20 protein-coding genes and 1 tRNA gene are annotated in these 24,770 nt (G+C 57.7%); 14 read left to right on the forward strand and 7 right to left on the reverse strand.

Translation table 11 applies throughout. The annotated features are described in order from the left end of the window. Positions 1-57 precede the first annotated feature (57 nt). The 14 genes from LN244_RS13620 to LN244_RS13685 all read left to right on the forward strand — a co-directional run bounded on the left by LN244_RS13620 (position 58) and on the right by LN244_RS13685 (position 17,919). Positions 58-134, forward strand: a tRNA-Ile gene (locus LN244_RS13620). A 370-nt stretch (positions 135-504) separates the two neighbouring features. Then, positions 505-1,509 (forward strand): response regulator, encoded by a 1,005-nt coding sequence (locus LN244_RS13625; RefSeq protein WP_239040323.1) that lies wholly within the window; start codon positions 505-507, stop codon positions 1,507-1,509. A 38-nt stretch (positions 1,510-1,547) separates the two neighbouring features. Further along, positions 1,548-1,913 carry a response regulator gene (locus LN244_RS13630; RefSeq protein ID WP_239040324.1) on the forward strand — a complete coding sequence of 122 codons (366 nt, stop codon included), beginning with the start codon at positions 1,548-1,550 and terminating at the stop codon, positions 1,911-1,913. 16 nt (positions 1,914-1,929) lie between these two features. Further along, positions 1,930-2,463: a chemotaxis protein CheW gene (locus LN244_RS13635; RefSeq protein WP_239040325.1), complete on the forward strand. Its 534-nt coding sequence runs from the start codon at positions 1,930-1,932 to the stop codon at positions 2,461-2,463. 37 nt (positions 2,464-2,500) lie between these two features. Then, entirely contained in the window at positions 2,501-4,309 is a 1,809-nt protein-coding gene (locus tag LN244_RS13640) for a methyl-accepting chemotaxis protein (RefSeq protein ID WP_239040326.1), read from the forward strand. 3 nt (positions 4,310-4,312) lie between these two features. Then, positions 4,313-9,283: a hybrid sensor histidine kinase/response regulator gene (locus LN244_RS13645; protein ID WP_239040327.1), complete on the forward strand. Its 4,971-nt coding sequence runs from the start codon at positions 4,313-4,315 to the stop codon at positions 9,281-9,283. A 178-nt stretch (positions 9,284-9,461) separates the two neighbouring features. Further along, positions 9,462-12,257 carry a monovalent cation/H+ antiporter subunit A gene (locus tag LN244_RS13650; RefSeq protein WP_239040328.1) on the forward strand — a complete coding sequence of 932 codons (2,796 nt, stop codon included), beginning with the start codon at positions 9,462-9,464 and terminating at the stop codon, positions 12,255-12,257. Next, positions 12,257-12,622: a Na+/H+ antiporter subunit C gene (locus tag LN244_RS13655; protein WP_239040329.1), complete on the forward strand. Its 366-nt coding sequence runs from the start codon at positions 12,257-12,259 to the stop codon at positions 12,620-12,622. The genes LN244_RS13650 and LN244_RS13655 overlap by 1 nt, the downstream gene beginning before the upstream one ends. Beyond that, positions 12,619-14,130, forward strand: a complete 1,512-nt coding sequence (locus LN244_RS13660) for a monovalent cation/H+ antiporter subunit D (protein ID WP_239040330.1) — start codon at positions 12,619-12,621, stop codon at positions 14,128-14,130. The genes LN244_RS13655 and LN244_RS13660 overlap by 4 nt, the downstream gene beginning before the upstream one ends. After that, a complete protein-coding gene (locus tag LN244_RS13665) occupies positions 14,127-14,621 on the forward strand; it encodes a Na+/H+ antiporter subunit E (RefSeq protein WP_239040331.1) in 495 nt (164 codons plus the stop codon). Before LN244_RS13660 ends, LN244_RS13665 begins: the two co-directional genes overlap by 4 nt. Beyond that, positions 14,615-14,884, forward strand: coding sequence for a K+/H+ antiporter subunit F (locus LN244_RS13670; RefSeq protein WP_239040332.1), 270 nt, complete (start codon positions 14,615-14,617; stop codon positions 14,882-14,884). Before LN244_RS13665 ends, LN244_RS13670 begins: the two co-directional genes overlap by 7 nt. An 8-nt stretch (positions 14,885-14,892) precedes the next feature. Beyond that, positions 14,893-15,267 (forward strand): Na+/H+ antiporter subunit G, encoded by a 375-nt coding sequence (locus LN244_RS13675; RefSeq protein WP_239040333.1) that lies wholly within the window; start codon positions 14,893-14,895, stop codon positions 15,265-15,267. Then, on the forward strand, positions 15,260-17,221 hold the full coding sequence (gene mnmC, locus LN244_RS13680) for a bifunctional tRNA (5-methylaminomethyl-2-thiouridine)(34)-methyltransferase MnmD/FAD-dependent 5-carboxymethylaminomethyl-2-thiouridine(34) oxidoreductase MnmC (protein WP_239040334.1): 1,962 nt from the start codon (positions 15,260-15,262) through the stop codon (positions 17,219-17,221). The genes LN244_RS13675 and mnmC overlap by 8 nt, the downstream gene beginning before the upstream one ends. 47 nt (positions 17,222-17,268) lie before the next feature. Beyond that, positions 17,269-17,919, forward strand: coding sequence for a CBS domain-containing protein (locus tag LN244_RS13685; protein ID WP_239040335.1), 651 nt, complete (start codon positions 17,269-17,271; stop codon positions 17,917-17,919). A gap of 4 nt (positions 17,920-17,923) precedes the next feature. Here the strand turns inward: LN244_RS13685 and LN244_RS13690 are convergent, their stop codons facing one another. Genes LN244_RS13690 through LN244_RS13720 form a run of 7 tightly spaced genes read right to left on the reverse strand, consistent with a single transcriptional unit; the run spans position 17,924 to position 24,769 of the window. Then, positions 17,924-18,598: a DUF4126 domain-containing protein gene (locus LN244_RS13690; RefSeq protein WP_239040336.1), complete on the reverse strand. Its 675-nt coding sequence runs from the start codon at positions 18,596-18,598 to the stop codon at positions 17,924-17,926. 11 nt (positions 18,599-18,609) lie between these two features. Beyond that, positions 18,610-18,837, reverse strand: coding sequence for a YheU family protein (locus tag LN244_RS13695; protein WP_239040337.1), 228 nt, complete (start codon positions 18,835-18,837; stop codon positions 18,610-18,612). Then, positions 18,834-21,197 (reverse strand): NAD-dependent DNA ligase LigA, encoded by a 2,364-nt coding sequence (gene ligA, locus LN244_RS13700; protein ID WP_239040338.1) that lies wholly within the window; start codon positions 21,195-21,197, stop codon positions 18,834-18,836. Before ligA ends, LN244_RS13695 begins: the two co-directional genes overlap by 4 nt. Positions 21,198-21,235: 38 nt before the next feature. After that, complete coding sequence (gene zipA, locus LN244_RS13705) at positions 21,236-22,441, reverse strand: cell division protein ZipA (protein ID WP_239040339.1); 1,206 nt, start codon at positions 22,439-22,441, stop codon at positions 21,236-21,238. Between the two features lie 35 nt (positions 22,442-22,476). Next, positions 22,477-23,718: a c-type cytochrome biogenesis protein CcmI gene (gene ccmI / locus LN244_RS13710; protein ID WP_239040340.1), complete on the reverse strand. Its 1,242-nt coding sequence runs from the start codon at positions 23,716-23,718 to the stop codon at positions 22,477-22,479. Continuing rightward, positions 23,715-24,221 carry a cytochrome c-type biogenesis protein gene (locus LN244_RS13715; RefSeq protein ID WP_239040341.1) on the reverse strand — a complete coding sequence of 169 codons (507 nt, stop codon included), beginning with the start codon at positions 24,219-24,221 and terminating at the stop codon, positions 23,715-23,717. Before LN244_RS13715 ends, ccmI begins: the two co-directional genes overlap by 4 nt. Further along, positions 24,218-24,769, reverse strand: a complete 552-nt coding sequence (locus tag LN244_RS13720; protein ID WP_239040342.1) for a DsbE family thiol:disulfide interchange protein — start codon at positions 24,767-24,769, stop codon at positions 24,218-24,220. Before LN244_RS13720 ends, LN244_RS13715 begins: the two co-directional genes overlap by 4 nt. Position 24,770 lies beyond the last annotated feature (1 nt).

Raw genomic sequence — 24,770 nt, forward strand, 5'->3', positions numbered from 1 at the left:
TTAATTTCATCATATTGCGCCAATGACAGGACATGCTATCATTGGCGCTCTTTTTTAGGGCCTATAGCTCAGTTGGTTAGAGCAGCGGACTCATAATCCGTTGGTCCCAGGTTCAAGTCCTGGTGGGCCCACCATCCACATCACACACCCATTACTCCTACCTGATGCACTGCACACATGACAGCGTCACTGTCATGCCGGCATGACTCCTACCTGCCTGAAAAACCAACAAAACCTCACCCCTGTACACCCACGGACAGACAGACCCCACCCCCTGCCAGACCCTTTTTTCTGAACATGCGTTTTACCAAAAAAGCCCCTGACGTCTCCATAAGCATACACACAACAAAAGAATGGCTTTTTATGAAGTTACGCTATTGTCATCACTGTTCGGATGGTCTAAAACCTTAACCGAACTGCATTATTTACGTGCTTGAATATGCATCCATTCCTACCCTCGTCCGCGGGCCTGAGCTACCCGGACTTACTGAACAGGGAAGACGCATGAAGATTGGGACAATCGGTTTCCCGGAAGATCAGCTCAAGAAGCTGGAAAAGATTCTGACCCTCTCCAAGAGCAAGACACTGTCTCTGACTGCATTCGAACCGGCGGAACTGCCGGATGTACTGCTGGTATTCGGGGACACCCTTGATGACCATAGTGAAGTCGCAGAATTTCCTGAGTCTTATCAGGAAAGACTGATTCTTGTTAACAAGAAAAAGCCCGACAGCGACCAGCAGGCTCATATCAAGCTGCCATTTATTTCATCGCGTGTGCTGCGCACACTGGAAGCCTATGAGCCGCTGCCTCAAAGCGAACCGGTGGTAGCAGAAGTCATTGCTGCTGAGGCTGTCGAAAGTACGGCTGTGGGCACATCTGCACAAACAGTTGAGCGTCAAGAAACTGACGTTTCTGCAGTACCGGTTGAGACAGGCGCAGCAGAGGCTGCAATCGATACCTCAGTCGATACTCTGGCCGAAGAAGAACCGGAGCTGGCACTCGAGACCATCACGACTGAAGCTGAAGCCGAGAAGGATAATCCGTTCAGCAAGTACGATGCCCAGATCGAAGCCGTGAGACGCCAGCAAGCCGAACTGGCTGAACAGCACAGCGATGACAGCTACTCGGTACTGGTGGTTGATGACAGTCACCCCATGCAACAGATGCTGGCGAAAGAGCTGCAGCACATGGATCAGCCGGTGGAAATCGACTTCGCCGATGACGGCGAAACCGCTCTGGATAAAGCCGAGAAGAACCACTACGACTTCATCTTCCTCGACATCATGATGCCGGGTATCGACGGATTTGAAACCTGCACACGACTGCGCCAGATGCCGGGGCTGAAAAAAACCCCCATTATCATGCTATCGTCGAAAACATCCCCTCTGGACGAAGTGAAGGGGATAATGGCAGGATCATCCACTTACCTGACCAAGCCGATCGATCACGTGGAATTCCAGAAGGTGATCAAGCGTGTTTCACGCTGGGTCAGTGAGTTCAAGAAATAAAGACTGGATCAATTAGAGCGAATACTGGAAATACACACATGGCAGTCAACAAGATTCTGATCGTAGAGGATGATCCGGTACAGCAGCAGCGGCTGCGCGAGATCCTGGTTTCGACAGGTGCGGAGATCATCGTCGGGGCCAATGGCCAGCAAGGTATCAATCTGGCTGAGCAGGAAAAGCCAGATCTGATATTCATGGACATCGTCATGCCGGAGGTGGATGGCTTCTCGGCCTGTCGCCAGATTACCAGCGGCGCCGAAACCAAAGGCATCCCGGTCGTGATCGTATCCAGCAAGCACGAGGATGCCGACCGCGTCTGGGCCCAGCTGCAGGGTGCCAGTGCCATCGTTGCCAAGCCCTACACTGACCAGGAAATCCTGGACCAGGTTAAGGCTTTCAGTTGAGGGGAGCGCTGCTTTGATGGATGAGCTGATCCAGTCCGACAGCCCTGCCTTTTCCCTTAGCCTCCCTCAGGAAGACGGCCCCAGCTTTGACGAGATTCGGCACGGTTTCGAGCTCGCCGGACAGCATTACCTGCTGACAGCTGGCACCTTCTCCGAGCTTGCATCCCGAAGTCCTGTCTGCGGCTTGCCAGACAGCCCGCCCTGGTTTGCGGGCTTCATCAACCATCGTGGCCACACGGTACCGGTCTATGACTTGCCTTATCTGGCAACTCAGGAGCGTACCGATATGAGGGAACCCTATTGGATTTTGCTGCTGGATCAGCAACCCCATACAGCGGGTTTCCTGCTGACGCAAATCCCCTCGGTAGTGACCGACCCTGAGCGGCTCGGCATGGTTGACGCCGAAGCATCTCCCGCCCCCAAGCCTCTTCAGCCCTTCCTGAGCGAGCAGTACCGAGCCCTGGAAACGACCTGGTTCGAGCTTGATCACCGGGAGCTGCTGATAAAACTGAAAAAGACCTTCTATCAACCGGCTGCGTTGTTTGAATAACACCTTTAGCCGTCCATTTTGCTGAAAGGAACTAGACATGCCTCTTTTCTGGGAACTGCAGAACATACGGATGGGGATCAAGTTCGCCATCTCCGGTGTGCTTCTGATCGCAGGCATCATCGCAATTGCCGTGGCCTACTATCAGACCATCGTCATCGATGAGCAGTCGCAGTCTGTCAGCCGACAGACCCGCCAGCTGGCTGAAGACACTTCACGCCTCGACTTCATGCTGGTGGATGTTCAGCAGGCCCTGACCGAGGCACGTCTGTCGCCCAGCGACAAGAACTTGACCGAATTCGCCGTCGCGGCCGAGAACTTTAACAATGGCCTGAAATCGCTGATGCAACGCCTGCGCAGCAACGAGGATCGCCAGAACATCCAGCAGCGACTGGACGCGCTCGGGCTGGCTGACAAGATGAATCGATTGGTTGAAGTTCGCTCTCAGGGCGCTTCGCCCACGATACAGGCAGCGCTGATGCAGCAGACCTTCGGCACACTGCTGTCAGATCTGCGAGAAGTGAACGCCAGCCTGCAGCTGCTTACCGATGTCTATGCGGATCAGGATGGCCAGGCACGAACTGCGGCGATGTCGCAGATGATCAAACTGTTCTTTGCTTCCCTGGTGGTACTGGGTCTTGCTTTGGCAATCGCGCTGGCGATCACCAAGTACGGCGTATTGGACCCGGTACAGCGGATTCAGGATACCGTGGACGCTGTACGTGCCGGTGACACCGAAGCCCGTACACGCCTTGAGACCAAGGACGAGCTCGGCCAGATGGCTACCGTACTGGATACCCTGCTGGATGAAAAAGAGGAAGCGCTGGCCAAGCAGGCTGCCGAGAACAAGAAGCTCAATGCGTCCATCATCGAGCTGATCCAGAGCGTGTTCAAGATCAGTCAGCGTGACCTGACCGTGCGCGTTCCGGTCGCCGAGGACATCACCGGTGCAGTTGCTGACTCCATCAACCAGCTGACCAACTCCATCGAAAACGTATTGCGTGAAGTCAGTGCGGTAACCCAGGAGGTGAACAGCACCTCCATTCAGGTTAAAACCCAGTCTGAAGCCGTGCTGCTACAGGCAACCAAAGAGCAGGAAGAGATCAACGAAACCCTCGAAGGTCTCGACTCCGCCATTCAGGCGATGCAGCTGATTGCCAAGCTGGCAGCCGTCACCAACAGTGCCTCGCAAAAAGCGATCAGCACATCAGAGAACGCCAAGGAGTCGGTGTCTGCCACCATCGACAGCATCAACAAGATTCGCCAGACCATTCACGAGGCAGAGAAGCGAATCAAGCGACTGGGCGAACGTTCCCAGGAGATCGGCGGCATCATCAACCTGATCAACAACATTTCAGAACGTACCCACATCCTGTCCCTGAACGCCAGTATGCACGCAGCCTCTGCCGGTGAAGCCGGCCGTGGTCTGATGGTGGTAGTAGACGAGGTACAGCGTCTTGCGGAGAACTCCCGCGAAGCGACCTCCGAGATTGAAAGTCTGGTCAACAACATCCAGCTCGAGACTGCGGATACCATCCACGTAATCAACACCGTAATCGAGGATGTAGTCGCAGGCACACGTCTGGCAGAGCAGGCCGGTGAGCGTATGGAAGAAACCCGCGCAACCACGCAGTCTCTGGTTGAATCCGTTGTCCGTATCGCGCAGAACGCTACAGGCCAGGCCAAGCTGGCTCAGAACCTGCGTCAGCGTGCAGGCAGTATCAATGAGTTCACCCAGGCGACCAACAGCGAAATGCTGCAGCAGAAGCAGCTGTCTGAACGCCTGGTAGGCGCCGCAGATGAGCTCCAGCGTTCCATCAGCGTATTCAAACTGCAGCATTCGGAGTAAAGCGTGACGACCGACATGGCGCAATGGTCAGAGCCGGAGTCCCAACTTGCTGCAGTTGAAAGGCTGTTGGGAAATACCGCCGGAGTTCAACCAGCACAGCTGACTGAGCAGCTGCCCCCTCTGGCTGACGCCTGTTTCCAGGCCGGCTGGTCCGGCAGCGCCGACCTTCTGGCTCTAATAGCAGAGTTGCTTGAAGCCGAAGAGCCAACATCTGTGCTCTCGGCCGAGCAGCAGCAGCAACTGCTGACGCTCTTATCCCTGATACCTTCGGTCGCGAAAGCTCAACCAGCCGGTGAGCAGCTGTCAGCGACCCTGTCAGCACTCAGTGGCAGTCACTGGCAGTCTCCGCTTGACCCAGAGGATCTGGAAGCGCTACCGGAGCTGTTGCATGAAGACTGGCAACAGATTCAGGTCGAGCAGACCACTCAGGGAGAACAGGAAGACGAGACTGCCCTGCTCCAGATGGAAGCATCAACGGCGGTGGATAGTCCTGATGAAGAGGAAGACTTTCTGTTTGACCTTGGTGACTTGATCATCGACGACGAGTCCCCTGTCGAGTCTGCAGAAGCTGATACCCCGTTTGAAACGCCGCAGGCATTGACTGAATCGCTACAACAGCAGGCAGAAACACTGGCAGACCTGGACAACCCGCTACCAGCCGAGCTGGTGGCGCTTGCAACCGAGCTGATCGAGAGTTGTGACGATCCTGAACTGCCGATTCTGGCTCGCGCCAAGATTCAATTGCTCGCCCTGATCGATACACCGGACCGTGCCAATGCCGAGGCGACCATCGACCTGCTGAGCGATACTGGCTGGCCCGAACCACTCGATGCCGAAGACATCGAAGGTCAACGTGAGCTGTTGAGCGAAGCCTTTGCCGAAGCAGAAGCAGAAGCAGAAGCAGAAGCAGAAGCAGAAGCCATGGTGTCTCCGGAAGAACTGGCTGAACAGCTGACGGCTCAGGCCGAGCCGCTGTCCGAAGCCGACAACCCCTTACCGGCCGACCTTGTCGCTCTGGCCATCGAGCTGATCAGCCACTGCGATACTGTGGATTTGCCAATCATTGAACGAGCTCAGGCGCGCATTCTGGCATTGATCGAGTCGCCAAACCGTGACACAGCGGCAGCTGTTATCAACCTGCTGGGGGATGATGACTGGCCTGAACCCCTGGACGCTGATGATATCGCCGATCAAAGAGCGCTTCTTGACGAGGTCTTCACCGAAGCCGTCACGACCGACCAGGCCGCTAATGACACCGAAGACGAGCCTCAGTCGATTGAAGCCGAGCCCTTGACGCCCTCTATCGAGCCATCTGCCGATTCTGAGCCTGCCTCACCATTGAATGATGCTGACTCCCCCGAGGCGCTGGTGGAATTGCTGAACGAGCTCAACGAGCCGCTGGCCGAATCGGACAACCCACTATTGGCTGATCTGGTCGCCTTGGCAACCGAGCTGATCAGCAGCTGTGACAGCCTCGACCTGCCCGTCATCGAGCGCGCCAAATCCGTATTGATGGCCCTGATCGACAGCCCTGAGCGTGATCATGCCTACGCCGTTATCGACCTGCTCGGAGCCGATGGCTGGCCCGAGCCGCTGGAGGCCGAGGATATTGCTGACCAGCGGGCGCTCCTCGACGGGTTTTACGAACAAGGTTCAGAGGCCGGCGATTCTCAGCGAGCAGTTTCGGATACCCCTGATCTACCTGCGGAATCTGAACAGGTAGCTTCCACGCAGGTACACGCGGATACAGCGTCCATTCTGGATACGGCTGATTCGCCAGAATCGCTGGCTGAGATGCTCACAGGCCTGAGTGAGCCGCTGGCTGACAGCGACACACCTGTGCTGGCGGATCTGGTTGCACTGAGCACTGAACTGATCTGTAGCTGTGATGATCTGGATCTTCCTCTGATCAAGCAGATCAAACCGCTGTTGCACGACCTGATCGAAACCCAGTCACTGGGCAGCGCCGAAGCGGTGTTGCAGTTGCTGGCCTCTCCGGACTGGCCCGAGCCTCTGGATGAGGACGACATCGAGGGCCAGCGAGAGCTGCTGCACGAAGTCTTTGCTCTTCCATCTACGTCCGATTCCGCTCAGGAGTCAGCAGAGCCGGAGACAGCTCCGAACGAAGCCACTGCGGTTGAAAAACCGGCATTCTGTGATATCGACATGGCTTTGCTGGAACAGGCGGGCCCATCGGTCGATCCCGGCATACTGACCATGCTGATCGGCTCTCTGCAGGCGTTGCAGGAGCAATGGGCAAATGCCGGAACCAGCTGTTCCGACGCATTGCTGGAAGCCAGTCAGGATGCACTGACCCCCTTGGCTCGAGCCTGTACCACGATTCAGCTCAACGGCCTGCATCTGCTGTTGACGGGGTTGAGCCGTAACCTCGCCTGGTTCCGCCAACACCCGGAGGAATTCGGGGACGAGCAGTGCCTGCATTTCAACGCCTGTCTACAGGCGATTCATCAGCATCTGGATGCTCTGGCTGACAAGGGGATTCGGGAAGATCTGATCGATGCCATCAGTGATGAGTGCCTGCCGATCCACGCTGACGCTCAGCAGGCGGCCTTTATCTCCGGCCTGTTGGCGCTGGCCAGCATCCAGTCCCCGGATGACATCGAATGTGAAACCGCCACACCGGAAGATGTCAGCCTGGCCGTCAGCGACGATATCGATCCTCAATTGATGGAGATGCTGTACGACGAGCTGCCGGTGCTGGTCGAGGAATTCCAGCAGCAACTGCAGGCGGTTCTGGTCGATCATGAAGCTGACGCTCTGCTCAGCGCTCAGCGTGCCGCGCATACCATCAAGGGTTTGGCCAACATGGCCGGCATCAAAGGCCTGGCCAATCTGACCCACCACCTTGAGGATATTCTCGAGGTCTTGACCAATGCCAAGATGTTCCCCGGCAGCCGCCTGACCCACGATTTGACCGAGGCGTCTGACTGCCTGGCTCAAATGAGCGAGAGCATCACCGAGTCATCCGATGCACCGGACAACGCCCAGCATGAACTCCAGCAGATGATGACCTGGTTCTATCGTCTGCAGACCGAGGGCGTCGAATGCGCATCCGAAGCACTGACCGAAGCCGACAAGGCTGCTCAACCAGCCCCTGCGAAAACCAAATCCGCTCCCAAACCGGCACCCTCTGCCGGCCATGAAGGCGAGAAGGAACATGCTCACCTGCGTATCCCGGTGAGCATCCTCGACAACCTGTTCCGTATCGCGGGTGAATCCAGCACGCTGAATGCGCAGTTTGAAGACACCCTGACACAGCTGCGCCGACTCAGTCGCTCCAACCGAGAACGTCAGCGTGCACTGCAGAAGGTGATGTTTGATCTTGAGCAACAGCTGCAGGACCACTTCACACTGAACAATCATCTCCATGAGGGTGACAGTAATTTCGACCCCCTGGAGATGGACCGCTACAACACCATGCACACCACACTGTCACAGTTGCAGGAAGCGGTGGCGGACGTGCGTGAAGTGGATCATGAAGCGGATCACCAGCTGCGCCAGCTGGCAGAACTTCACGTGCGCCAGAGCAACCTGCAAAAAGAGTCTCTGGATAACGTATTGCATACCCGACTGGTTGCCGTCAAAACAATCAGTTCTCGTATGCAACGCATCATGCGCCAGGCCTGCAGCGCTGCCGGTAAGGAAGCTCGGCTGGTGATCGAGGGCGAGGATGTGATGATGGACAGCCAGATCCTCAACCAGCTGGCCGACCCCCTGATGCACATCATCCGAAACGCGGTCGACCATGGTTTGGAAACGCCCCACTTGCGTTTCGAAGCCGGCAAGGACGAAACCGGAACACTGACCATTCGTTTCAGTCAGCAGAACGGCAAGGTTCATGTCAGCTGCGAAGACGATGGTGCCGGCATCAACCTTGCGCGCGTGCGCGATATCGCCGAGCGCAAGGGGTTGATCAGCCCCGATACCGAACTCAGTGATCGAGACATCCAGCGTCTGATTCTGGTACCGGGCTTCTCGACCCGAGACGAGATCAGTCAGCTATCCGGTCGCGGCATCGGCATGGATGTCGTGTATCAGCAGGTCACCCGAATGCAGGGGTCGTTGAACATCGACTCCACGCAGGGCCAGGGTAGTCGTTTCGAACTCTCAATGCCGGCATCGTCACTGCTGGTGCACACACTGCTGGTACGTTCCGATAGCCGGCGAGTGTTTGCGCTTTCGAGTCACACAGTCGAACAGAGCATGCTGTCGCTGGATGGTGAGTTGCAACAGACCGATAACGGCCTGACTTTCAGTACCGAAGAAGGTATCTATCCCGCCTACACGCTTGAAAGCCTGATCGGCGAACCGTCCAAGGACTACCACAACACCCGTATCCACCCGGTACTGATGGTCACCCTTGACCATGGTCGCAAGGCGGCAGTGCTGGTACGAGAGGTACTGGCGCACCGAGAGCTGGTCTTCAAGTCTCTGGGCGAACACCTGCCGGATATTGCCGGTGTTCCGGGGGTTACCATCCTCGCCAACGGTGATGTCGCGCCGATCATCGACCTCCAGGCACGCATCCTTGACCGCGACTCCATTCTGGGTCCGACCCACGAATCGTCGGATGCGACTTTCGAACTGCGCTTGCCTCATGTGCTGGTCGTTGACGACTCCCTGAGTGCTCGCAAGACACTGGCAACATTGCTCAGCGACAGTGGCTATCAGGTATCCACCGCCATCGACGGTCTGGATGCACTGGACAAGGTCCGTTCCGATCCACCCGAGCTGATCCTGACGGACCTGGAGATGCCTCGCATGACCGGTATGGAGCTGTCGGCGATCATCAGCAACAGTGACAAGTTCAGTAATATCCCGGTCGTGATGATCACTTCAAGGTCGACCCACAAGCACCGCGGCGAAGCCGAGGCCGCTGGTGTTTCGGCTTACCTGACCAAACCCTGGACCGAAGCCAAGATACTGGACACCGTTCAGTCTCTGCTGTTCTGAATCCAGCCACTTCAGACCTCCGTACCTGAGTTCGACAAGGGTACGGAGGTCGTGTCCTGTCCGTCTTGTCAACGGTAGACGCCTGCTGTGCCAAACGGTATAAAAGGGCATTCCCTTGAGACAATATCATTCGTTTCTAATACATGTTCACTAAGACCGACCGGAGCCCGACCCGCTGATGAGCTTATTCTGGATCCCGCTACTGCCACTCCTTGGCACCCTGGTTCCCCTGCTCAGTGAACGTTTCGGGCGTAGCGCCTGCGCCCTGTTCACGGCAATACTCCCTGCCATTGCACTGGCCATAGTGCTTAACCTGTCGTTGGAGGTGTTGCAGGGGAACACGCTGTTGCAGAGCTTCAGCTGGATCCCTGCCATGGGACTGGACCTGTCCTTCCGGCTTGATGGTCTGGCGTTACTCTTCTGTATTCTGATCCTTGGCATCGGTCTGCTGGTCATCCTCTATGCCCGCTACTACCTGTCACAACAGGACTCGATGTCACGATTTTACGCCTACCTGATCCTGTTCATGACGGCGATGGTGGGCATCGTTACGTCCAATAACATGATTCAGTTGTGGCTGTTCTGGGAACTGACCAGCATCAGCTCCTTCCTGCTGATCAGTTTCTGGAATCACAAGAGTGACGCCCGCAAGGGTGCCCGCATGGCCCTGACCGTCACCGGTGCCGGTGGCCTTGCGCTGCTGGCTGGCCTGCTTTTGATTGCCCAGATCGTCGGCAGTTACGACCTCGATGTGGTACTGGCCAGCGGCGATACCCTGAGAGAGCATGCCGCCTACCCAATCGCGCTGGTGCTGGTGCTGCTGGGTGCCTTTACCAAATCGGCCCAGTTCCCGTTCCATTTCTGGCTGCCCCACGCAATGGCCGCGCCGACCCCGGTGAGTGCTTACCTGCACTCGGCTACCATGGTCAAAGCCGGCATATTCCTCATGGCACGCTTTTACCCGGTACTTTCCGGTACCGAACTCTGGTTCCTGATTGTAAGCCTGACCGGCCTTGCCACTCTGCTGCTGGGCGCGTACATCGCGCTGTTCAAGCACGACCTCAAGGGCCTGCTGGCCTACTCAACCGTCAGCCATCTGGGTCTGATCACCCTGTTGCTGGGCATGGATACACAGCTGGCCGCTGTCGCCGCCGTGTTTCATATCATCAACCATGCCACATTCAAGGCCTCCCTGTTCATGGCCGCCGGCATCATCGACCATGAGTCCGGCTCTCGCGACATGCGCAAGCTGAACGGCCTGTGGAAATACATGCCATATACCGCCACGCTGGCCATGGTCGCGGCGGCATCCATGGCAGGTGTGCCTCTGCTCAACGGCTTCCTGTCGAAAGAAATGTTCTTCGCCGAAACCCTGCACCAGGTCGCCTTGGGCTCCCTCTCCTGGATGGTACCGGTGCTGGCAACGCTGGGCGGCGTATTCTCTGTCGCCTACTCGACCCGTTTCATTCATGATGTTTTCTTCAATGGAGAGCCGATCGACCTGCCCAAGACACCACATGAACCGCCGCGCTACATGCGCATCCCGGTGGAAGTTCTGGTAGCGCTCTGTCTGCTGGTGGGCATTTTCCCGGGATTTATCGTCGGCGATCTGCTGGCCTCAGCCTCGTCTGCCGTATTGGCCGGCAACCTGCCTGAATACAGCCTGTCCATCTGGCACGGCTTTAACCTGCCACTGGTGATGAGCCTGATCGCCATGTTGGGTGGCCTGGTCATCTATTACAACCGACGCCACCTGTTTCAATTCCAGGCACAGTTCCCTGAAACCGATGCCAAGCTGGTGTTCGAGCGCTTGATCCAGTCCCTTGTAGCAGGCGCTACTGAGGCCCATAAGGTGTTTGAGAACGGCTCCCTGCAGCGCTACATGGTTCTGTTGCTGCTGTTCGCGCTGGTGCTGACTGCCGGGCCGTTGATGGATCTGAATACCACCGCAGGTCTGCGGCCGCACTTGCCGATCGATGCCGTTGAGATAACGGCAGCCGTTCTGCTGTGCCTCAGCGCGCTGGCCACCATGATCTGGCACCGCAAGCGCATGATTGCCTTGCTGACATTGTCTGTGGTCGGCTTGATCGTATCGATTGCTTTTGCCCGCTTCTCTGCCCCTGATCTGGCTCTGACCCAGCTCTCGGTCGAAGTGGTCACCGTGATCCTGCTGATGCTGGCCTTGTTTTTCCTGCCTCAGAAAACGCCGAAGGAGTCTTCGCCTCGCAGGGTGGTGCGTGATCTGGGAATAGCGGCCATCATCGGCGGGATTATCGGCACCATCAACTATGCACTGATGACACGACCGTTAACCAGTATTTCCGACTTCTTCCTCGCCAACAGCAAAACCGGAGGCGGCGGCACCAACGTGGTCAACGTCATTCTGGTGGACTTCCGTGGCTTCGATACTCTGGGCGAGATTACCGTGCTGGGTATCGCCGCCCTGGGTATTTTCAAGCTGATTGCCCGCATGCGCCTGTTCATGCCGGCAGGTGACGAGAATGGTCGGCCCTGGGCCCGTGATCGTCACCCAGTGATGCTGGCCGTCATTTCACAGAGTCTGTTGCCGCTGGCCCTGCTGGTCTCGGTTTATATTTTCCTGCGTGGTCACAACCTGCCGGGCGGTGGCTTCATCGCCGGTCTGGTGACCTCGGTCGCGCTGGTTCAGCAGTACGTGGCCCACGGTGTGGACTGGATCAAAGAGCGTCTGAAAATCGACTACCAGTGGCTGATTGCCAGCGGTGTTCTGATCGCCGCCCTGACTGGTCTCGGCAGCTGGGTTTTCGAACGCCCGTTCCTGACCTCCTGGTTCGACTACTTCCATCTGCCCTGGATTGGAGAGTTCGAGCTGGCCAGTGCCATGATCTTCGACCTGGGCGTCTACCTGACCGTAGTCGGCGCCACTCTGTTGATTCTTGCCAACCTGGGCAAGCTTACGACCAGCCATCGTCCTACTCAGCCGGAGTCTGAATAATGGAAGCTGTATATGCCGCCTGTGTCGGCCTGCTCACCTTCTCGGGCGTGTTCCTGTGCCTGCGGGGACGCACATTCCCGGTGGTGATGGGACTGACCCTGCTCTCCTATGCCGTCAACCTGTTCCTGTTTTCCAGTGGCCGTCTCAAGCTGGAAGGCGCCGCCATCCTCGGCACGTCTTTCAGCTATACCGACCCGCTGCCTCAGGCGCTGGTACTGACCGCGATCGTGATCGGTTTTGCGATGACCGCATTTATCGTCATTCTGGCGATGCGAGCCCGTGCAGACCTGGGCAACGACCATGTGGATGGTCGCCTGCCGCCGCAGCCTGAAGCGAAGCCGCGCCGCAAGAAGGAGCATGCATGAGCGAACACCTCACCATTCTGCCGATCCTGTTACCTTTGATCGGCGGTCTGCTGTTGTTGCTACCACCTTTGGCAACCACGCTGGAGCGGCAACGCCTGGGCGCACTGGTCGTCGCGGCACTGACCCTGCTCAGCGCCGTGCTGCTGTTGCAACAGAGCCAGACTGAAGGCATCCAGCTGTATGTGCTGGGCAACTGGCAGCCCCCTTATGGCATCGTTCTGGTGGCCGATCGGCTATCAACCCTGCTGGTGATGCTGACCTCTCTGCTGGGTCTGGCATCCCTGCTGTATGCCTGTGCCGGTGACGACCGCACCGGAGCCTATTTCCACCCACTGGTGCTGTTACAGGTCATGGGGATCAACGGTGCTTTCCTGACCGGTGATATTTTCAACCTGTTCGTGTTCTTCGAAGTACTGCTGATTGCCTCCTATGCGCTGTTGATTCACGGCGGCGGCAAGCAGAAGACCCAGGCGGGCTTTCACTACGTAGCGCTGAACCTGCTCGGTTCGAGCCTGTTCCTGTTCGCGCTCGGCATCCTCTACGGCACCCTGGGCACACTCAACATCGCCGACATGTCCACCAAGGTCGCAGCCCTTTCTGAAGGCGAGAAGGTGCTGGCCAAGGCCGGTGGCCTGCTGCTGCTCGCCGTATTCGGCCTCAAGGCTGCGATGTTGCCGCTTCACTTCTGGCTGACCCGTACCTATGCCTCTGCCAGCGCGCCGGTGGCGGCCCTGTTTGCCATTATGACCAAGGTGGGCATCTACAGTATTTACCGTGTCCATACCGTAATCTTCGGTGCCAATGCCGGTGACCTGGCATTCATGGCGCAGCCCTGGATCTGGCCGCTGGCCCTGCTGACTCTGCTGGCGGGCAGCATCGGTGCACTGGCAAGCCCCAACCTGCGCGAACTGACGGCCAACCTGGTGATCGTATCCGTCGGTACGCTGCTGATTTCAGTCGCCCTGATGAATCAGCAAGCCACGGCCGCAGGCCTCTATTACCTGGTCCACAGTACCCTGGTATGTGCAGCCCTGTTCATGATTGCCGATTTGATCAGTCACCAGCGAGGCAAGGCCGGTGATCGCTTCGTGATGTCGCGTAAGGTACGCCAGCCGTTTCTGCTGGGAATCATGTTCTTCGTTGCCGCACTGACAGTTGCCGGTATCCCGCCGTTCTCGGGCTTTGTCGGCAAGGTCATGCTGCTGCAGGCTGCACAGAGCGGGACCGAAATGTTCTGGGCCTGGCCGGGTATACTGCTTAGCAGTCTGATCGCCATCATCGCTCTGTCCCGTGGCGGCACGACCCTTTTCTGGCGTCGCAGCAGCGATAAATCACAGTCCGAACCGGCATCACGCTGGCACATTGCCGCCGTCGCTCTGTTGCTGCTGGGTGCCCCGCTGATGGTGGTTTTGGGCGGCCCGATTACTGATTACACGGCGGCTGCAGCCGAACAGCTGCATCAGGTTCCGGAGTCACTTCATCTGCTGCTGCCGGGAGGTGAGTCATGAAACGCTTTCGCTGGTTGCCGATGCCGGTTCACAGCCTGTTGCTGTTCGTGGTCTGGCTGCTGCTGAACAATAGTGCAGCCCCAGGTCATCTGGTACTGGGGGCCTTTCTGGCGCTGACTATTCCGTTGCTGTGTGCCCCGTTGCAGATACCTCAGCCAGTCGTACGCCGTCCGCTCCTAGCGGTCCGCTATGTCCTGCGGGTACTGGGCGATATTGTGGTCGCCAACGTCGAGGTTGCACTGCTGGTCATGGGCTCCATGCGCAAACTCCAGCCCGCATTTGTCGCCGTGCCTCTGGAACTGACCTCAGAACTGCCGCTGACCATTCTGGCCAGTACCGTCTCGCTGACACCGGGAACCGTCAGCGCCGAGCTGTCTGAAGATCGCCGCTGGCTGTATGTACACGCCCTGCACCTGACCGACGAGCAGGCCCTGATCGAGACCATCAAGTCCCGCTACGAAGCCCCGCTCAAGGAGATCTTTGCATGCTGAACACCGCTATCCTGATCGTCAGCGGCATACTCTGCGTGGCGCTGATCCTCAACCTCTGGCGTTTGCTGCGCGGGCCGGATCTTTCTGACCGTATCCTCGCGCTGGATACCATGTATATCAACAGTATCGCCCTGATCCTGCTCTACGGTATGCATATGGGCACCAATCTCTATTTCGAGTCGGCCCTGCTGATTGCAATGCTCGGCTTCGTCAGTACCGTGGCCCTTTGCAAATACCTGCTGCGTGGCGACATCATTGAATAGGAACTGAGATGAATTTCTGGGTTGAACTGCTGATAACCATTCTACTGCTGATCGGTGGCATCTTCGTGCTGGTCGGTTCCATCGGTCTAATCCGTTTGCCTGACTTTTACACCCGTCTGCATGCACCGACCAAGGCGACAACAGTGGGCATGGGCGGTATTTTGATCGCCTCCATGGTGATGATGACGAACAATCAGGGGTATCTGAGCCTGCATGAGCTGCTGATTACATTGTTTCTGCTGATCACGGCTCCCATCACGGCCCACATGCTGGCCAAAACTGCATTACACCATGAGAACCGCGCCCTTCGACGTACCCGCTCCCAGCATCTGATGGAGTGCGCGCGCGAGCAGCAACCGCCCAAGCCTGCCGATCATGATTGAAAAACTCTCCACCGCGCGTCTGCAGTGGCAGGAATCCATTCCCGAATCAGAACAGTTCGGGGATATCTATTTCAACCGTGAGGGAGGTGTCGCGGAAACCGAGCACGTTTTCCTCAATGCCAACCACCTGGAAGAACGATTTGCTGCCCATCATCACGGCAGTTTTGTCATTGCTGAAACCGGCTTCGGTACCGGGCTCAATTTTCTCTGTGCTCGAGCACTATGGCTGAAGAAGGCCCCGCGTGAGGGTCAGCTGCATTTCATTTCCTGTGAAAAGTATCCACTGACGCGAGAGGATCTGGCACGCGCCCTGTCGGCCTTTCCACAGTTTGCCGAGGGTGCAGCACAGCTGATCGAGAGCTATCCCGAGCCGGTGCCCGGTTTTTTCACCCTGAGACTTGATCAGGGCCGTGTGCTGCTGACCCTGTTACTCGGCGACGCACTGGAGACCTTGCCACAGCTGGATGCTCGTGTGGATGCCTGGTTTCTCGACGGCTTTGCTCCGGCGAAGAATCCTGAGCTCTGGAATGATCAGCTCTTCATGCAGATCGCACGCCTGAGTCGCCCTGGCACTACCTGTGCCACCTTCACCGCCGCCGGTATTGTCCGTCGAGGTCTGCAGGCCGTTGGCTTTGAAATTCGCAAGGTACCGGGCTTCGGTCGCAAGCGGGAGATGATCAGTGGCACCTTCATGGCTGATCCTCTGCCGGGGAGTCCCGACAGCCAACCGATCTGGTTCCAGCGTCCTGTGCCCGATACCCGCAAGCAGCCCGTCGTTGTCATTGGCGCGGGGCTGGCCGGGGCCAGTACCGCTCGCGCTCTGGCAGATCTTGGCTACCGGGTGCACGTACTCGAACGGCAGCCTGAACCAGCTCTGGAAGGCTCTGGCAACCCTCAGGGTGCCCTCTACGCCAAACTGCCTGCCAAACCAACGGCACACAGTCGTTTTCATCTCGCCGGCCTCAGTTACACGGCAGGCCTGATACGCCAGTTACATCACCTGCAGGCGGATATTGGCCAGCTGTGCGGTGTGCTCCAGCTGGCGACCAGTGACAAGGAGTACAGACGCCAGCAGCAGCTGGTGGACACGGGAGCTTATCCCCATTCATTGGTACACATGACCTCAGAGGCGGAAGCCAGTGCGCTGACCGGACAGGACTGTCCCTACCCCGGGCTGTTTTTTCCTGATGCCGGCTGGGTGTCCCCACCGACTTTCTGCCGCCACCTGCTTGATCACCCTTTGATCGAGTGTCATTACAACACTCAGGTGCAGGCCCTGCAGCTAGCCGACAATGGCTGGTTGCTGGACGGAACCTCCTTCTCGGCCAGTCACGTAGTGGTCTGCTGTGCCAATGAAGCACTGAGATTCGAGCAACTGGTCCATCTGCCCCTCAAGCCGATCCGTGGCCAGACCAGCCAGGCCGACCAGCCTGATGATGCCAGACCACTGAAAACCGTCGTGTGTGGAGAAGGATACATCTCGCCTCCACTGAACGGGCGTTACTGCTTCGGCGCATCTTTCAAACTTCGGGATACCGACCTTGAGGTTCGTGAAGAAGAGCATCGACACAACCTTGATATTCTGTGCCGCGCACTGCCTCGGCTCGGCAGCCAGTTGACAGCACAGCCGTTGCAGGGCCGTGTTGCCCTGCGCTGCAGCAGCGCTGATTACCTGCCGCTGGTCGGTCCGGTTCCGGATCTGCCGGCTTTCATCGACACCTATGCCAAACTCCGTGACGATGCTCGCTGGCCATTTGATACACCTCCCCCCCTGCTGCCAGGCCTGTTCGTCAACACGGGGCATGGATCAAAAGGCCTTATCAGCTGTCCAATAAGTGCCCAGTTGGTGGCCGCTCTGATCAGCGGAGCGCCCCTGCCACTGGAAGCTGAGCTGGCGAACATTCTCAACCCGGCTCGCTTTACTATCAAGAATCTGATTCGGCAGACGCTATAATCAGAATAGGCCGGGTTTATCCGGTGCAATAGCGGAGGTAGTACGTTATGGCGCTTGTGATATATGACCAGGGGTATCGTATCCAGACGCCTGTAGATTCCCTGTTCCGTCAACGGGGCGTCGAAGCGATGAGCGCCAGTCAAGCCAATGCAGCCGTTCCCGGCAGTGATGATCCTGTTCGCCAGCAACAGGACCTGGAAAAGCGGATCGAACTATCGCGCGAGCGCTTCGAGGCTCCTCAGCAAAGCAGCAGCGGTTACAAAACCTATCAGAAGAGTGGGGCAACACCGAGCACACCGCAGCGCCCGGTGCTCAAAGCGGCACAAATCATGTCCAGCCCTGTGCTGACAACACCGCTGGAAACCAGCTTGAGGCAGGCCTGGGAACTGATGAGAACCCATGAAGTGTCCCATCTGGTAGTGATTGATGGTGAGCAGCGTGCACTTGGTCTGCTGTCACGGGAGGACGTTATTCGCCATGGGACAGACTCACCCATCAGCATCAGCCAGGCCTACCACAAACAGATGGTCGTCGCCTCACCGGATACTCCCGTCACTAGCCTGGCCGCAAGCTTCGTTCGCTATGCGATTACAGCGGTACCGGTGATCAGCGCTGAAGACAAGCTGCAAGGCATCGTCTGCCGTACTGACCTGATCCGTATTTTGATCAACGAGGAAGGACTGGATCGCTGGGCCTGAACCTCTACCGTGGCGGCAGCTCACGCCCAGATGCCCGTGTAGCGGTATCGGTTAACGAATCATTAACAGAGCCACTTCCTCGGAAAAAGCGGGCAATCGCCGCAAACACCCGCTTGATCGCCCGCCAGAGTTTGGGCAGCAGCCAGACCAACAGCAGGATAAACAGAACCAGTCCCGCAAGGAACCAGAGCGGGTGATTCAGTGCAGCCCAAAGCCCCCCAATCACCAACAGATCCTCACTGAAAGAGGCTGTCCAGTTGGTCACTGGCTCAGGAGAAGTATTGATCAGGACACGGGTGCCTGACTTCAGTGCATGGCTGCCTGCCGCCAGTGAAGCCCCAGTCAGGGCCGCAGCCAGCTCAACGGCAGGACTCAGATCTCCCACAGCCCCTGCTGCCAATGCAGCCCCGGCTGGAATGCGAATGAAGGTATGCAGGCCATCCCAGCCAGTGTCGACCCCGGGGATCTTGTCAGCAAAAAACTCCACACAGTACATGAAACCGGCTGCCATCAGCACCAGCGGATCACCCACAACCTCAAGCCCTGGCGGCAGTGTCAAATGCCCCATGTTGGACAATACACCCAGCATCAGGACCGTAGCGTACAGGTTAATGCCACTGGCCCAGGCTACCCCCATGGAAAGTGCAATCATGGATGTGATCTGATCCAATTGTTCCATAGGGGTCTACCTCACTGTTCCCAGTCGCTGACTCGCTCGGCCGGTACGATATTACACAGGCCACTGCGCTCACTGAAGACCAATACGGCTTCGGCACGCGCCAGCGCAACGCGGACCTGCGCAACTTTCTGCGCCAGACTGTATTCCTGATCACCATAGTCGGTTCCATCCCGGGTGACAAACTCCTCAATCAGGTTATCCAGCGTCTCGGGCGCCAACTCCTGCCAGGGGACGATCATGCCGATTCCCACTCCGCCAACTGCACCAGGAACGCGGCCTCATCCAGCACCGGCACGCCGAGCTGCTCGGCCTTGGTCAGTTTGGAGCCTGCGCCTGGGCCGGCGACCACGGTATGAGTCTTGCCGGAGACACTGCCGCTGACCTTGGCACCCAGTGCCAGCAGGCGCTCCTTGGCCTGATCGCGCGTCATCTGCTCCAGCGTCCCCGTCAGCACCCAGGTCTGCCCCTGAAGAGGCTGTGCAGATGCAGCTGCCGGACTCTCCGGTTCACAACTCCAGTGCATGCCAAACGCCAGTAACTGTGTCTCGAGTGCACGCGCAGTTGCGACCCAATGAGGCTGATTCAGACAGCCGATCAGACCCTCTCGGGCTTTCTTGCTCAGTTTGGGAATCTCGGCCAGCACTGATTCATCAGCTGCCAGCATGGGTTCGAGGGCCTTGAAGTACTTGGCCAATGCCTGAGCACCGGTTTTGGCGACACCGGGTACGTCCAGACGTTCGATCAACATCTCCAGACTGATGCTGCCCTGCAGTTCGGCAGCAACGCCCTGCTCGTTCTGCAGCTGGATACCCTGCGCCAGCAGATCGTCAATAACTTGACGATTGTGATCATCCTGCATGAAGTTATGGATCTCATGCGCCACTTCCAGACCGATATCAGGCAACCAGGTCAACAGCAGAGGTTCGGCCTCCCGCAACCGTTGCAGGTTCCCCAGTTTGCCCGCCAGTGCTCTGGCAGTCCCCTCACCCACCTCAGGAATCCCCAGCGCATAGATAAAACGAGCCAGCTCGACCTGACGACTGGCGGCTATGGAGTTGAACAAATTCTCCGAGGACAACTGGGCAAAGCCCTCAAGCGTCAGGAAGTCACTGACCTGCAAGCGATAGAGATCGGCCGGCGACTTGACCAGATCACGTTCGACCAGCTGTTCGATACTCTTCTCGCCCAGGCCATCGATATCCATTGCCTTGCGCGACACAAAATGGATCAGCGCCTGAGTCAGCTGGGCACGGCAGGACAAGCGTCCCACACACCGATAGATTGCGCCCTCGCTGACCTGCTCACGCCCTTTGCCACGTTTAACCAGACGCGTGCGCTCAACATCAGAGCCACAAATCGGGCAGTGGCGTGGAATCTGTACCTCGGTTTCGTCCCCTGTTCGCCTGTCTTCCACCACCTGTACGATTTGCGGGATGACGTCACCGGCACGGCGAACGATCACATGGTCCCCTGCCTTGACCCCCAGACGCGCGATCTCATCCATATTGTGCAGGGTGGCATTGCTGACGGTAACACCACCCACAAACACCGGCTCCAGGCGCGCCACCGGCGTGATGGCGCCTGTACGCCCAACCTGGAACTCAACGGCCTTCAGCCGTGTAATCTCCTCCTGAGCCGGGAACTTGTGTGCAATCGCCCAACGTGGCGCCCGTGCCACATACCCCAGTTCTGCCTGCAGATCGAGACGGTCGACCTTGAACACGATCCCGTCAATGTCATAGGCCAACTGGTCGCGTTTCGAAGCCAGCGCATGATAATACTCCAGACAGCCCTCCAGCCCCTGAACCACACGCATCTCGCTATTGATCTTCAGGCCCCAGGCATTCAATTGCTTCAACCTGGCCGCGTGCGTTTGCGGCAGCTCGCCTCCCTCCACAACACCGGTACTGTAACAACAGAACTCCAGAGGACGTCTGGCCGTGATGGCCGGATCCAGCTGACGCAGGCTGCCGGCAGCGGCATTGCGCGGATTTACGAAGATCTTTTCGTCGGCGGCTCTGGCCTGTTCGTTCAGTTGCTCGAAACCAGCGCGGGGCATATAAATCTCTCCCCGCACTTCCAGTCGATCCGGCCAGCCAGACCCCATCAATCGCAAGGGAACGGATTTCAGCGTTCGCACGTTGAGCGTGATGTCTTCACCGGTATAACCGTCCCCTCGTGTCGCTGCCCTTGCAAGCCGCCCCTGTTCGTACATCAGGCTCACGGCCAGACCGTCCAGCTTCGGTTCACAGGCAAAATCCAGTTTATCGTCCGCGGCCAGACCCAGACGATCCAGAAGGCGGCGGACGAATGCCGCCATGTCCTCTTCACTGAACGCGTTATCCAGTGACAACATCGGCTGTTCATGTGCGACCTCGGCAAAGCCGGTATCCGGCTTCCTGCCAACCCGCTGGGTCGGCGAATCGGCATTGATCAGCTCGGGGTATTCGCTTTCCAGCTGCTGCAGCTCACGGAACAGGCGGTCATACTCACTGTCGGGCACGCTCGGCAGGTCGAGTACGTAATAACGGTAATTGTGTTGTTCAATCTCGGCGCGCAGCTGTTCAGCGCGAGTGGATACGGATTCAGGCAGGCTCATTCAATTCTGGCTAAGTCGAGTTGAAACAAAAGCGGGCCTCAGTTGGCCCGCCGTTGACGTCGATGCATCTCAAAGTCGCGGATGCGTTCGCGGTAGTGTTCCTTCGTCTGAGGACGCATCACCGAGCGGTCCTCATCCAACAAATCACCATCCAGATGCTTGGCCAGCGTCTCGGCAGTTGCCAGCATACATTCATAGGCGGTCATGGCATCCGAGGGCTCGTTCAACGACAGGAAAAAGGTCACGGCCGGCGTTTCCAGCGCCTCCAGGTTATCCGGATCAAAAGTCCCCGGCGCGACCGCGTTGGCCATGCTGAACTGGATGGGCGCATCAGGATTGCTGTCCTCCGGGCGGTGGTAGATCGACATGTCTCCCCACTCCATGCCACAGGCGGTCACAATCTTGTCCAACGCAGGCCCGGGCAGATGTTTGCCATTGCGACCGACCACGGTGATGATCAGAACATGTTCGGGGTCTGGCAGACTTTTCAGCCCTCGCGCACTGCGCGCCTTGTCTGTGGACTCGTTTTTCGGACTCTCGGAAACCTCATCCGATGTAACGTTGGTTTCGGTCGCCGCCACTTCGATTGCAATCTCTGCCGAATCCTCAGTTGGCAATTCCGGGGCAGTATCAGCACGTGAGATTGGCTCTTCCTGACTTGCCTGCTGCTCCGCATCGTCAATCGATTGACGGTAGGCAGCAAGCGTATCATCCGGCAGCTCGGGATTATCACGCGGGTTGATTTCGTCAAACAGCACCGGTATCGGCTGATCCAGGTCCAACGGCTTCAACTCTGGCGATACTGGGTCGGCCGGCAAAGTCAGTTCCAGCTCTTCCTGCGCAGCAGCCTCAGAGGAAGACACGTCAATTTTTTTCCGGCTCTTGACAGGCTTGGCCTCGGAACGAGAAGGCACCACGCCCGAGGGAATATCATCAAACAGCGGATCCATCTCTTTCAGCGATGGCTCGGGTGTCGGCGATGCCGTGAACTGATCATCGGCAAAGCCAGGCTCGACTCTCTGCGTTTCAGCACGGGTCTGCCCCTGGGGATCACGTACGCGTGCGCCACCATTTGGCAGCTCAGGATTGTGAGGATCGTCTTCTGCCAGCTCGGACAGGGTACGGTCAATTTCCAACCGCAGACGGCTGCGGTTGGCACTGACTCGGCGCCATCCATCTACCAGAATCAGAATCACAATCAGTACACCGCCGATGATAAGCCACTCGCGCAGACTGATATCCATGTTGTCGCCTTACCCTGTTAAATTGTCGCCGAAGATTACTGTACCACCTGATCGATGACCAGTGTAACAGGCTCGGCGTTGCCAGTAGTAGCAATCGGGCTCAACGCACCCTGAAGATCACCGGATTGAGGCGTGGGCTGCCCTGACTGACTGATCCGCGCACTGACTTCAACCGCCTGCTGAGAAGACAGTCGGGCTTGAGGTGTCATTGCCATGGAGTCATTCAGTTCGATCTCCAGCGGCAGATCCTTGACCTGGCGCTTCACGGCCGCCAACGGCATGCGTCCCCCGATTGGGCGCGCAAAGATGAATACCGTCTGCTCCGGGTCGACACGATCGGCCAACTCTGGTGCCAGCGACACCTGCAGGATAATACGGGCTTCAGCCAATTCGGGAAGGTCCGGCACCGGCTGACCAGCGGCACGGAGTTCGTCACGGGCACGCAGGATGCCGCTGCGCAGGGATTCGGCGGCAGCGCCATCAGCATTGATCAGAGCCTTGCGCCAGTATTCGATGGCCCCGGTAAAATTCTGCTGCTCATAGGCATCAATGCCCAGAAGCCCCAGCGCCGCGATTTCATTGGGTTCCAGAGCCAAGGTAGCATCAATCTGCGTACGGATGCGCTCATCCATAAGACCTTCGTTGGCAAAAAACATCGCCTGAGCCAGCTGCCCCATCACACTGGGATACTGAGGCGCTTCCTGCGGCAGATACTTGAGCACTTGCTCAAACGCCTGCACCCCCGCAGCATAATTGCCGCTGTTCATGTGGGTGTTGGCCAACAGGTACCAGCCTTCCGGATTTTCGGGGTTGTTTTCCAGTTGCTGCTCAAGCGCGGCCAGGGCTTCCTCAAGAGTAGGCTGACCTTCACCCGGTGCAGGCATGTTCAATGCCACCGCCAAGTCATCCGCACGTCCCAGGTGGTTGTATAGTCCAAGGGCTGCCGCCGGAATCATCAGCGCCAGCAACGTCACGGTTACCAGCTGCGCCTGTCCGACACGAGCGGCCTTCACCGGTTGTGTCGGCTGCTCTTCCGCATCGATCAGCAGGTTCCGCTCCAGCTCGAGCTTGAGTGTGGCAAACTCTTCATCGGCCAGCGTACCCTGCGCACGTTCATTTTCCAGCTCAGCCAAACGCTCGCGGAAGATATCAATATTCTGCTGCTGGCGTTTTGCCACTTCCGTGCGCACCAGACGCTGGTGACGCAGCAGAGGCCAGAACATGAAGGCGATGGCGATCAGCGTCAGTACGCCGATCCCTATCCACAAATTGGTCATTGATCAGAATCCCGTTGCAGTAACTTGTTCAGGCGTTCCGCCTCCTCAGTCGTGAGGCCCTCACTGGCCTGATACTGACCACCCACCTCTGATGAGGCTTTAGGCCCTGTCGGCGTGCTCTGGCGACGATTTCGGCTGATCAGAACAACGACCAGTACACCAATGCCCAGCAGCACGAAAGGACCGTACCAAAGCAGCCAGGTTGTCTCGTTAACACGAGGGCGGTAAAGCACAAAATCACCGTAGCGGGTCACCATGAAGTCGATGATCCCTTCATCCGACTCTCCCTCTTCCAGCATGCGATGAACCTCACGTCGCAGGTCTGACGCCAGCGGCGCATCGGAATCGGCAATATTCTGGTTCTGACACTTGGGGCAACGCAGTTCGCCTGTCAACTGCTGGAAGCGCGCCTCCTTTTGCTCATCAGAGAATTCATAAGCATCAATCGCCGCCTGTGCCGAGAACGGCAACAACAGCATCAGGGATAGCAGCAAGGCCTTCATTTCACCGCCTCCTGCTCAACCTGTGCCATCACCTGCTGCAGGGTTTTCCAGACACTGGCATCCACGGCGCCGACGTGTCGATAGCGCACCACACCGTCTGCATCGAGCACATAGGTTTCAGGTGCGCCATATACGCCCATATCCAGGCCAAGCGTTCCCTTTTCATCCAGAATGACCTTCTTGTACGGGTTGAGATAACGGCGCAACCACTCACGTGCCTTGGCAGGCTCGTCCTTGTAGTTGATCCCGTAGATGGTCACGCCTTCATCCTGAGCCAGGCGGTTGAGGAAGCCATGTTCTTCCTTGCAGGTCGGGCACCAGGTGGCCCAGACATTCAGCAGAGCAACCTCACCTTTTAGGTCGGCATTACTCAACATCACCGAAGGCTCAGTCAAGGATGGCAGCTCGAACGCCGGCACCGGCCGCTTGTTGTCAGCCAGCGCGGAAGGCAGCTCGGTAGGATCGATCGACAGCCCCCGCCAGAGGAAGATGCCCAACACGATGAAGATCACCAGCGGAATAAATGCAAACAGCTTACGATTATTCATC

Source organism: Marinobacterium sediminicola (assembly GCF_022343685.1).
GTDB lineage: Bacteria > Pseudomonadota > Gammaproteobacteria > Pseudomonadales > Balneatricaceae > Marinobacterium > Marinobacterium sediminicola.